Origin of the sequence: Salipaludibacillus sp. CUR1 (genome assembly GCF_021028955.1) — a bacterium.
GTDB lineage: Bacteria > Bacillota > Bacilli > Bacillales > Salisediminibacteriaceae > Salipaludibacillus.
In genome coordinates this window covers 17,079-27,596 of the sequence record NZ_JAIWPE010000027.1, presented here as the reverse complement: position 1 = coordinate 27,596, position 10,518 = coordinate 17,079, and the positions used below count along the sequence as shown (strand labels likewise).

Here is a 10,518-nt window from a genome sequence, read left to right as displayed (position 1 = left end):
CCTCCTTGGGTATCAATTAAGGGTCCTTTTCGCTGATCAGCTTTGGACACCTCGTATCATACCAAGGGGGCTCTTTTTTGTTCAAACCCCAAATTTCTTTCTTACAGGAATGCTCCTTTATAAAAAGATAGAAGCTTATCCGTTTTATTCACCCTGAAAAACAAACATAAACATTAATGGAAAAATTAGGACTTATAAACTAGGGGGCGAGATGCGTGAAATTTAAAGAAAAGGTGCTAAAAATCACATTTTCACACGCTATTCACACATCCATTCTTAAAACCTGCCAGTGAACTGACGGAATCCTTGCCATACAAGGGATTGAGCGATTTCGCAAATTCAGGACGTTCACTTTTCAGACACAAAAAATGTGATATAAATCACCCCTGGGAAAATTTTCAGAAAATATAATAAAAGTAGGGTGTGAGAAATATCACACCGCTTTTTGCACGGGCCTTTGCTTTGGAACAACACGTACAGAAAGGAGGTAAAATCGTGAGTGCAAAGCTGAAAAAGTTCAGACTGGACAAACGGCTGCTGCTCTTCACCGTAATTGGTATTTTTCTGGGGATTACGTTTTTTGCAGGCACTGCCGGAACGATGAAAGCGACAGACAGCGGGGAATTTTGTGCGAGCTGCCACCTTATGGAAACGGCTTACGAGAGTTACTCGGCATCCAATCATGCGACCTTGTCGTGTAATGACTGTCATGCGCCGCGTGACAGCACCACATCTAAAATGGCTTATAAAGCTAAAGCTGGAGCAAGCCATGTGTACATGAATACGATCGGGTCGAACAATATTCCGAATGTGATCCATGCTACCGCTGAGTCAAAAGATGTCATTAATGCTAACTGTATTGACTGCCATGAGACGGGCATTAAAAATGTCGCTCATGACGGAGCTTACGACAGCTGTATCGACTGCCACCGCCAGGTTCCTCATGGTAAAGGAGATTACAGACCGGATGAGTGGTTTGAACCCCAGTCATTTCAATTTGCCGAACCGAATAGATGAAGAAAGGAGTGAAACCAATGTGGAGGATCAGTAAGAAATCTTTTCTGTTTGTCATAGCCTCATTCTTATTTTTAGCATTAATAGGCTGCGCCAGTTCTGAAGCACAGGAAAGCGAGCCTTTGACCACGGGCCTTGATGCCAATGAATGGAACAACCTGGCTTTTAAAGACAAATTCCCGCTCCATTGGGAAAGTTATTTAGAAAATATGGAGAATCAGAATGAGGTGCTGCCGAAGAATGATCCGTCAATTGAGCCGTATTTGCCGATTGTCTGGAACGGATTCGGATTTGCTGTTGAGTACAACCTCACCAGGGGACATACTTATGCTTTTGAAGACCAAATGAATGTGAGACGGATCACACAAAACCCTAATGCCGTTTCGGCGTGTATGTCCTGCAAAACTACCCTGTTTCCTGAGATGATTGAGGAATTTGGGGCAGAAGAGGCGTACAAACTGAATTACCACGAAGAAGCCCTGCCTTGGCTTGAAGAAAAAGCCGGAGAGGATAAGGGGAAAGTCATTGATGGTAAAGGCCACAGCGCTGAATGGGGACATGTGTCTGTCGGCTGTTCGACCTGCCATGACCCTGAAACGATGGAACTGCGCATTACGGCACCACATTTAACTGATGGATTGGAACGACTCGGGTTTGACATAGAGAATGCGACCCAGCACGATATGCGTTCCCTTGTATGCGCCCAATGCCATGTGGAATATTATTTTGACCCGCTTAATGACCTGCAGACCACCCTGCCTTGGGGAGACGGCCTGACTTTTGAAGAGCAATGGGACTACTCCGAAGCCCAGGCAGAGAGAGACGGCGGTTTTCAGGGAGAGTTTGTGTCTGCTATTTCAGGAGGCCCGATTCTTAAAGCACAGCATCCGGAATATGAATTGTGGAGCTACGGCCCTCACCAGACTGTCTCGTGTGCCGACTGCCATATGCCTTACCAGCGCGTCGACGGCGAAAAAATGAGTTCCCACCGCTGGGGATCACCGATGGAAACGCTTGAAGAATCATGCCGCACATGCCACGGCGACAAAACACCATCTTATTTAGAAAACCGTGTCGATGATATCCAGAAACGCCATAAAGAACAGCTTCTAAGGGCACAGGACATCAGCGCTTCCGCTCATTACTATGTGAACAGGATGATCACAAGCGGCGTAGACGAAGAGAAGGTCAAAGAAGCGCAGGCACTTGTGCGCGAAGGCCAATGGTTCTGGGATATGCCGGCTGCTGAAAACTCATACGGTTTCCATAACCCTGACGGAGCGATGGCATCTTTCACACGATCCATTGATAAATCTCAAGAAGCTATTATTTTAGCTACGAGAGAATTAATGGCCGTTGGAGAAGACATTGATGAACTTGAAGAACAGATTAAACTCACGAAAGAAAATGTTATCGATGAATCAGTGAACCATGAAAAACACCTGCAAGCCATCAACGAATGGTTCCCAGACGTACGGGATAACTGATTTTATTGAAAAAACTCTCCTGGCAGCAGCGGCGTGGAGAGTTTTTTTCGTTTGGGAAATTGAAAAGCGTAGAAGATCAAAAGATTAATTGATTACTAATGGCTGCCTTTTTTCATTAAATAAAGTTTGTTTGAGCCGCAGGAAAGTGAAAGATTCTACAATGGATTGATGTTCTCAGTTCCGAAAATTAATGGCAGGAAAACCACCGCTACTCCAACAATAAAAACGAGAAACCCCAGTATTTTAGCAACTGGAACCTGATGATCTCCAAAAACCGTCCATGAATTAAAGTTAACTAGAAATAAAGCTTTTTTCAAATAAATAAGGGAGCCCAGCCCCATTATTATGATGCCTATCAAAAGTGTAAAGAGAACTTCTATTTGCAATCAGCCCACCTCCGTGTGATCACTAACTGGAATATTGATACTTATTTACGAAGTAATAAATATAAAGTTTCGAATTTTTACAAAAAATGGGTTGTTAAGAGCAAGGGAACCGTTTAATAACCATTGATGCTGCTCTCTTTTTCAGGACCGGCGGGATAAAAGGTGAAAAGAGAAGGCGGCAAATGCCCGAAGGAAGAGGAGTGAGCAGTGAAAGGTAAAAAGAGAGTGGGGCAAATGCCCGAAAGAAGGGATGAAAGCGATGAAAGGTAAAAAGAGACTAATAGATTTTAATTTACATAAGAGTTTTATAAACCATAAAAGCCACCTTCCTATTTTGTGGAAAATAATGTTAATATGGATGGGGACGTAGCCTGATATAAAAGAGTGAGAGGTTTATGCATGTACCCATAAGCTGTTCTGATTGGCGTTTTCAGCTATTAAACTTATGAAATGATGTAATTTTCATTTCAATCATACTATTAGCAACATATTTACACGCTGCTATTGGAGGTTTTTAATGTGTCAAACTTAATGAAAGTAATTTTAACTCTCATCGGGAGCTTGCTTGTTTTTGGATTTGGAGTGTTTAGAATAACTGCAGAATCATTAGCTTCTATTCCTTTAGTTGTTGCCTGGATTTTTGCTGTCACCGGGTTAATTGGCATCATTGCCAATGGCGTTCTGCTTAAAAAGATAAGGACGAATTAATTTTGAAGGAGAAGGTCACTGCTAGCTTAGTAGTTCCTTTTGATGCTTTTACCTCGCATGTTAACGGAGGTCATAATAATTTAAATGTAAAAACACAAAATAGCACCGCAAAATGCGGTGCTGGCAAATAAAGCTCAATGATTTTATTTCCTGCGGATTTAATTAATGAACGTTTGGTCCACGGTAATAGTGGTTCATATCGGTTAATTCGATGATATAGTCATAATTATCAATAGATTTCTGAATGGTTTGTTTTTCTTCTTCGGATAAAGACGGGTTGTCCATTTTGCCTATTAATTCCGCTTTTAATAATTCTAATTTCTCTTTAGCTTTTTGGTATTCCATTTCCATCACCCTTTCGTCTTTTTGCACCCATGATGTCCACACAAAAATGATTAAATGGGAAAAAATGAAAACTTTTCTTATCTTTATGATACCCTGAATATTCCTCAGTTTCCGGGTGATATGTTATAATTTTGTGACTATTTGACATCTCATGGGGAAATCCTGTATAAAATCACCCATTAAAACAACGTACGTTTTTTGAAAATAGGCATAGGCTGTATGTATATGATAAATAAGGGGATGACCATTATGTATTACGATCCTAACATGTATGCCTATCCTTATTACGCAAATGCGTACACACCGATGACTCCTGCCGGCTATATGTCCAGAGGCTATCAGGAAAATGACCAGGAGATGATTGATGCGATTCTTTCAGGAATAAAGAGGGAAGCTTCAGCGGTTGATCTTTACAGCCGGTTAGTTAAAGCGGCACCGAACGAAAAACACCAGCATGATATTCTCCGGGCTTTGGAAGAGAAAAGGTACCATTTAAATAATTTTACTAATCTTTATATCACAATGACCGGAAGACAGCCGGAGTACCAAATCGACGAAATAGCTTTTGACAGCTACAGAGAAGGCGTACAAAAGGCTTCGGAATCAGAAGCTCAAGGGTATAGTGAATATCAAAGAAATTATTCGCAGACGCCTAATCCTCTCGTTCAAAATGTCTTTTTACATGCTTCTTCAGGGGGCCAGCGATTTGAACATATGAATCATAACGCCTTACAGGATTACGGGTCTCAGCCATTTGTAGTGGATATTGAGGAAGTGACTAAGGAAAACGAGACGTTCCGGACGGCTATCTGGACTGGGGAGTATTTACAAGTCACATTAATGAGTATTGATGTGGGCGATGATATCGGTTTGGAACTTCACCCTGACGTGGACCAGTTTATACGTATTGAGGACGGTGAGGGTCTTGTGCAAATGGGGGACAGTAAGGATAATTTAGATTTTCAGCGCCGGGCGTCAGAAGATTTTGCGATAATGGTCCCTGCAGGGAAATGGCATAATCTGACCAATACGGGTAACAAACCGCTGAAAGTTTATTCAATCTATGCCCCGCCTGAGCATCCATTCGGAACTGTGCACGAAACGAAAGAGGACGCAATTGCTGCAGAAGAGCATCACCACTATTAATATCAGATGAATGCTTAGCGGAAAAAATGAATTTACTTTTTTGAGCTGTTAATACAGCTCTTTTTTTATTTGGATCAGTGGATAAAAATCGTTTTAATTAGAGAAATTGTTTTCTTTTTTTATGTAATACAGTAATAAAATGGTAGATTAATGCCGATGCTGAGTGTAAAATTAGACTATTGATATGTCACTTAAGGAACAAAAGGTTTAAATGGAATCGTCGTCCGTTGGCTTGTTTTTTCTGAAAATTTAAACAAAAGAGGTTGATGAAAAGTGTCAATGGAATTTAAAGACTTATCAATTAAGGAACAAACAATTTTTCACCATGCCGGCAATAAAATACAGACAGATGATAGAGAAATAAACATTATTGCTAAAGTAGAAGAACCGTTAATTGTCATCTTAGGAAATGTTTTAAGTGATGATGAATGTGACGAGTTAATCAGGCTGTCTAAAGATAAACTTAAACGTTCTAAAATTGGGAATACACGCGAGGTCAATAAATTAAGAACAAGCAGCAGTACATTTTTAGACGAAGAGGGCAATGAAGTCGTTAAGAGAATTGATAAAAGGGTCTCACAGATTATGGGTGTCCCTTCAGAAAATGGAGAAGGCCTGCAAGTTCTCAATTATAAAATTGGACAGGAGTACAAAGCCCATTTTGATTATTTTTCGTCCGCCAATCAAACAGTCACCAACCCGAGAATCAGCACGTTAGTGATGTACTTAAATGATGTCGAGCAGGGGGGAGAAACATTTTTCCCTAAACTTAATTTTTCAGTGTCTCCTCAAAAGGGAATGGCGGTGTATTTCGAGTACTTCTATAATGACAAAGAATTAAATGAGTTAACATTTCATGGCGGCGCACCGGTTATAGCTGGGGATAAATGGGCGGCCACGCAATGGATGAGACGGCAAAGTGTAAGGTAGTAAATATGTGTGATTGAAGCTGCTTAGGCGGCTTCTTTTTTATTAACAAACTCAAGGCTGATTGAATAACGAAAAAACCTCGCTTCAGGGAAACGAGGGGGAGGCTGGTCTAGTATCAGACTGATATTAAACGGGTTCATTTAAGAATTATTATACTTACCCCATGAACTGCTGCCATTTAACGGCCATACTTAAACTGCTTTTATACACTTGCTCGGGTGAAGACTGAAATTCAAAACGAATGCCGTCCGGGTTAAACCAGATCCTCGGTCGTCGGGTTATCCCAGTTTCCATAATCAGCCGTTCAACTTCCTGGTAATCTGATTCCCGTGCAGCCGTCATCACTTGCCGGGCAAACTCACGGTCGGTTGTGATTTTGTTGAGGATCGCATTTGCTTCCTGCAAAAACAGCTGGCCATCCGTTGCTGAGTCCATAAACATGGAGGGGTCCAGCGGTTCCATCTGGCGGGAAGAGCGATGAGAGAATGCTTGATGCTGGGTCAGGTGATAAGGAGATTCCTTCAAAGGTATTAGATGATGATTAAAAACAGGTTGAGCCTGAGAATAGGAATATCCAGTATAGCTTCCAGGAGGTAAGGCGTAAGGGTAGAACAAACGAATCACTCCTTAAATGAGTCAGTATATTCCCAGTGTATGCTGAAAACGTAAACCTGTTATAAACACCCATTTAACCGGGACGGAAACAGAATTCAACTGTTTATACCTTCCACTTTTCAGGAAAATAGAGTAACAACGACCTGAAAAGGAGGATTTAAAATATGAACAGAAAATTAAACTGGAGCAGAGGCAACCTTCTGGCATTTGAAATTGACAACAAAGTGGAGGAGCAGGAATATAAAGAGATGCTCGCTGAAGTGGAACAAGTGATGAATGAGTATGATAAGATCAAACTGTTCACGAGAATAATTGACTTTGAGGGGACGGAATTATCTACGATGAATGACAGATTCCGTTTCCTGAAAGACAATGACATGGATAAGGTAGAGAAATATGCCATTGTAGGCGATGCGAAAACAGTAAAGGCAATTTCTAAAACAATTGATGTATTTTCAAACACCAATATCCGCCAGTTTAGTCCTGAAGAGGAAGAAGAAGCTAAGAGCTGGATCCTGGATGAATTTTAATCATTTGAAAAAAGTGACGGCGCCAACGCGCTGTCCTTTTTTGCGTCGACTTGTGAGATAAGAAAAAAACGTTCGCTCTGACCTTGCTCGATGTGTCATTCGAGCAAGGTTATTTATATGTTTCCAGAGCGTGACCGGCCTATTCCAAATCCCTTAATACCTAATTTTCATAAAAAGCGGTAAGTATCCATTCAATTGCGGGATTGTTGAATACGTTATAAAGACATCCTATTTTTTCAAAACGGAAGGAGGGCAAAAGCTCATGAAAAATTCCGAAAGGAAAAATCAAACGTATTCAAACCGCGTATTAGTGGCTGAATTTGATGATAACTGGCGAACGTCTCTCTCTAATGCAGGATATGTTGTATATACTGCTACGAGGGATCAAGCTAAAGTGGAACTTTTACTTCAAGGTGACTTAAAGAAACTGCTGATTTTCCCCAGAAATGGGAGAGTGCTTGTAGGCGGTGGAGGCACGAGCCATTTCAGTAAACCCCACAGGACTATTGATCTTTAAGTAAGCTATGTCATTAACCCGCATATTAAGGTGAGCCTCCCTTATTAGAGTGGGGGCCCTTACTCTATAAACTACCGGCATAATAACAGAAGGCAGCTTCCACATCCATTTTAATCACCTTGGATAGAAGCTGCCTCTATGTTAGTGCTCATTTTTAAATCGTTGCGCGACTCTTCAAGCCGATTAACTGGAAACTGTCTCTTTATGACGGACCGTTGCTTGAGCGGCCGCTAAACGGGCTAACGGCACCCGGTAAGGTGAGCAGCTGACATAATCAAGGCCTTTCTTGAAGCAGAATTCAATCGAGCTTTTTTCACCGCCGTGTTCCCCGCAAATGCCTGTTTTCAAAGAAGGTTTCGTCTGGCGTCCTAATTGGACTCCGGTTTCAACGAGCTTTCCGACCCCTTCCTGGTCCAATACCATAAATGGATTGTCAGGCAGCGTGTTTTCTTCAATGTAGTGCTGAAGGAATTTCGTTTCAGCATCATCGCGGCTGAAACCGAATGTGGTTTGCGTTAAATCATTCGTGCCGAACGAGAAGAAATCTGCCTCCATAGCAATTTTATCAGCCGTGAGAGCTGCACGGGGGATTTCTATCATCGTGCCGACCGTGTAATCGACCGTTTTGCCAGTTTCTTCTGCAACAAGCTCCGCTGCTTCAACGACAACCTGGCGCATCGCTTTTAGTTCATTGACATGGCCGACTAACGGGATCATTACTTCAGGCTTCACCTCTATGTTTTTCTCGATAAGACTTGAAGCCGCATAGAAAATGGCCTTTGCCTGCATCATATAAATTTCGGGATAAACCATTCCTAAACGGCAGCCGCGGTGCCCGAGCATCGGATTAAATTCATCAAGCTGGCGGACTTTTTTAAGCAGCTGTTCTTTCTCTTTTAACTCCGGTGACTCAGGGTCAGTCAGTTGAAGCTTCGTCACCTCAACTAGCAACTCTTCTTTATCAGGCAAAAATTCATGAAGGGGCGGATCCAGCAGACGGACCGTTACCGGATGCCCGTTCATCGCCTCAAATATATGAGTAAAATCACCTTGCTGCATCGGAAGAAGCTTCTCAAGCGCTGCCATGCGCTCGTCAACCGTCCCGGCTAAAATCATGTCCCTGACAATTGGAATTCGTTTCGCGTCCATAAACATATGCTCCGTCCGGCAAAGGCCAATGCCTTCTGCACCAAATTCCCGCGCTTTATAGGCATCTTCCGGCGTATCGGCGTTCGTCCGAACACCTAGCGATCTCTCTTCATCTGCCCACGAAAGAAGCATTTCGAATTCAGGCGACAGTTCAGGTGGAATCATTGGAATGTCGCCAAGCATGAGTTCCCCAGTCGCTCCGTCAATCGTAACGGTATCCATGTAGTTAACGACGGTCTCCCCAACGCGGAATTCTTTTTTCTTTAAATCAATTTTTAAACTTTCGCAGCCGCAAATACACGCTTTTCCCATCCCGCGGGCGACCACTGCCGCATGGCTTGTCATTCCGCCCCGGCTTGTGACGATCGCTTCAGATGCGACAATACCGTGGATATCATCCGGCGTTGTCTCAGGGCGCACGAGAATTACTTTTTTCCCGCTCTGGCTTAGCAATTCAGCATCATCAGAGTCAAAAACGACGTGGCCGGTAGCGGCTCCCGGAGAGGCGGGTAAGCCTTTGGCAAGCGGCTTCAATTCGTAGGAGTCGTCAATTCGCTGGTGCAGCAGCTGGTTTAACTGGTCGGGATCCACACGGAGCAGAGCCTGCTGCTTGTCAATGACACCTTCTTTCACCATTTCAACCGCAATTCGTATAGCGGCCTGTGCCGTCCGTTTGCCGTTTCTCGTCTGAAGGATAAATAATTTGCCCCGCTCAACCGTGAACTCAATATCCTGCATATCCCCATAATGGCTTTCCAGGCGGTTGCACGTCTCAACGAACTGCTGATAAACCTCAGGCATTTCCGTTTTCAGCGTATGAATAGGCTGGGGAGTACGAATTCCGGCAACCACATCTTCGCCTTGGGCATTGATCAAATATTCTCCGTAAAGCAACGCTTCCCCCGTGGAAGGGTTTCTTGTGAACGCCACGCCGGTACCGGAATCATCACCCATATTACCGAACACCATGCTTTGAATGTTAACAGCCGTTCCTAAGTGACCGGGAATGTTATTTAGCCGGCGGTAGATGATTGCCCGCTGGTTGTTCCAGGAATCAAATACCGCTTGAATGGCTAAAAACATCTGCTCTTGAGGATCTTCAGGGAAGGTCCGTTTCGTATGGTCGCGGACGATTTTTTTATAGCCTGTGATCACTTCTTTCCAGTCTTCAGCTGTTAATTCAGGGTCTGCCGCATAGCCTTTTTTCTCTCGGGTTTCTTCCAGGTGCTGTTCAAAAAAGTAGCTGTCTACTTTCAGTACCACATCGCTGAACATCTGAATGAACCTGCGGTAAGAGTCATAAGCAAAACGGGAGTTCTGTGTTAATTCGGCCACCGCTTCAACTGTTTCTTCGTTCATACCTAAATTCAGCACCGTATCCATCATGCCCGGCATTGAAAAGACTGCACCGGAACGTACAGAAACAAGCAGAGGATCGGAGGGATCGCCGAGCTTTTTACCGGTTTTTTGTTCAAGTTTATGGAGAGAGTCAATCACTTGCTCCTTAAGATCACCCGTTATTTGCTGATCGTGGTCATAATATGTATTGCACGCCTGGGTTGAAATAGTAAACCCTTCTGGTACCGGTAAACCGATCCGCGTCATTTCAGCTAAATTGGCACCCTTGCCGCCTAAAGTTTCTTTCATTCCGCTTTTGCTTTCATCAAACATATAAACGAGCTTTGTCATAT

The 10,518-nt window shown here is 43.1% G+C and carries 11 protein-coding genes; 7 read left to right on the top strand and 4 right to left on the bottom strand.

Annotated features, from left to right (window positions below; translation table 11 throughout):
* Positions 1 to 495: 495 nt before the first annotated feature.
* On the top strand, positions 496 to 1,017 hold the full coding sequence (locus K8O68_RS06525; RefSeq protein WP_230896119.1) for a cytochrome c3 family protein: 522 nt from the start codon (positions 496 to 498) through the stop codon (positions 1,015 to 1,017).
* A 17-nt stretch (positions 1,018 to 1,034) separates the two neighbouring features.
* A complete protein-coding gene (locus K8O68_RS06520; protein WP_230896118.1) occupies positions 1,035 to 2,501 on the top strand; it encodes an ammonia-forming cytochrome c nitrite reductase subunit c552 in 1,467 nt (488 codons plus the stop codon).
* Positions 2,502 to 2,656: 155 nt separating this feature from the next.
* Here the strand turns inward: K8O68_RS06520 and K8O68_RS06515 are convergent, their stop codons facing one another.
* Positions 2,657 to 2,887 carry a hypothetical protein gene (locus K8O68_RS06515; RefSeq protein WP_230896117.1) on the bottom strand — a complete coding sequence of 77 codons (231 nt, stop codon included), beginning with the start codon at positions 2,885 to 2,887 and terminating at the stop codon, positions 2,657 to 2,659.
* 519 nt (positions 2,888 to 3,406) lie between these two features.
* On the opposite strand from K8O68_RS06515, the gene K8O68_RS06510 reads away from it, so the two are divergent.
* Positions 3,407 to 3,595: a hypothetical protein gene (locus K8O68_RS06510; protein ID WP_230896116.1), complete on the top strand. Its 189-nt coding sequence runs from the start codon at positions 3,407 to 3,409 to the stop codon at positions 3,593 to 3,595.
* Positions 3,596 to 3,757: 162 nt separating this feature from the next.
* On the opposite strand, the gene K8O68_RS06505 is transcribed toward K8O68_RS06510, so the two are convergent.
* Positions 3,758 to 3,940 (bottom strand): DUF3896 family protein, encoded by a 183-nt coding sequence (locus K8O68_RS06505; protein ID WP_230896115.1) that lies wholly within the window; start codon positions 3,938 to 3,940, stop codon positions 3,758 to 3,760.
* Positions 3,941 to 4,189: 249 nt separating this feature from the next.
* Between K8O68_RS06505 and K8O68_RS06500 the strand changes: the two genes are divergently transcribed.
* Together K8O68_RS06500 and K8O68_RS06495 are read left to right on the top strand one after the other, a co-directional pair.
* On the top strand, positions 4,190 to 5,086 hold the full coding sequence (locus K8O68_RS06500; RefSeq protein WP_230896114.1) for a cupin domain-containing protein: 897 nt from the start codon (positions 4,190 to 4,192) through the stop codon (positions 5,084 to 5,086).
* Positions 5,087 to 5,365: 279 nt separating this feature from the next.
* The gene (locus K8O68_RS06495) at positions 5,366 to 6,016 is read left to right on the top strand and encodes a 2OG-Fe(II) oxygenase (protein WP_230896122.1); all 651 of its coding nucleotides are present in this window, start codon (positions 5,366 to 5,368) and stop codon (positions 6,014 to 6,016) included.
* A gap of 156 nt (positions 6,017 to 6,172) precedes the next feature.
* On the opposite strand, the gene K8O68_RS06490 is transcribed toward K8O68_RS06495, so the two are convergent.
* Entirely contained in the window at positions 6,173 to 6,631 is a 459-nt protein-coding gene (locus tag K8O68_RS06490) for a YuzC family spore coat inner layer protein (RefSeq protein WP_230896113.1), read from the bottom strand.
* A gap of 164 nt (positions 6,632 to 6,795) precedes the next feature.
* Between K8O68_RS06490 and K8O68_RS06485 the strand changes: the two genes are divergently transcribed.
* Positions 6,796 to 7,161, top strand: a complete 366-nt coding sequence (locus K8O68_RS06485; RefSeq protein WP_230896112.1) for a SpoIIAA family protein — start codon at positions 6,796 to 6,798, stop codon at positions 7,159 to 7,161.
* A gap of 262 nt (positions 7,162 to 7,423) precedes the next feature.
* A complete protein-coding gene (locus K8O68_RS06480) occupies positions 7,424 to 7,678 on the top strand; it encodes a hypothetical protein (RefSeq protein WP_230896111.1) in 255 nt (84 codons plus the stop codon).
* Between the two features lie 183 nt (positions 7,679 to 7,861).
* Here the strand turns inward: K8O68_RS06480 and ppdK are convergent, their stop codons facing one another.
* Positions 7,862 to 10,516 (bottom strand): pyruvate, phosphate dikinase, encoded by a 2,655-nt coding sequence (gene ppdK / locus K8O68_RS06475; protein WP_230896110.1) that lies wholly within the window; start codon positions 10,514 to 10,516, stop codon positions 7,862 to 7,864.
* Positions 10,517 to 10,518: the final 2 nt, after the last annotated feature.

Excerpts from the sequence above, each read along its gene's own strand:
- K8O68_RS06505 (WP_230896115.1), bottom strand. The coding sequence starts at position 3,940 with ATGGAATACCAAAAAGCTAAAGAGAAATTAGAATTATTAAAAGCGGAA.
- K8O68_RS06485 (WP_230896112.1), top strand. The coding sequence starts at position 6,796 with ATGAACAGAAAATTAAACTGGAGCAGAGGCAACCTTCTGGCATTTGAA.
- K8O68_RS06480 (WP_230896111.1), top strand. The coding sequence starts at position 7,424 with ATGAAAAATTCCGAAAGGAAAAATCAAACGTATTCAAACCGCGTATTA.
- K8O68_RS06520 (WP_230896118.1), top strand. The coding sequence starts at position 1,035 with ATGTGGAGGATCAGTAAGAAATCTTTTCTGTTTGTCATAGCCTCATTC.
- K8O68_RS06500 (WP_230896114.1), top strand. The coding sequence starts at position 4,190 with ATGTATTACGATCCTAACATGTATGCCTATCCTTATTACGCAAATGCG.
- ppdK (WP_230896110.1), bottom strand. The coding sequence starts at position 10,516 with ATGACAAAGCTCGTTTATATGTTTGATGAAAGCAAAAGCGGAATGAAA.
- K8O68_RS06495 (WP_230896122.1), top strand. The coding sequence starts at position 5,366 with ATGGAATTTAAAGACTTATCAATTAAGGAACAAACAATTTTTCACCAT.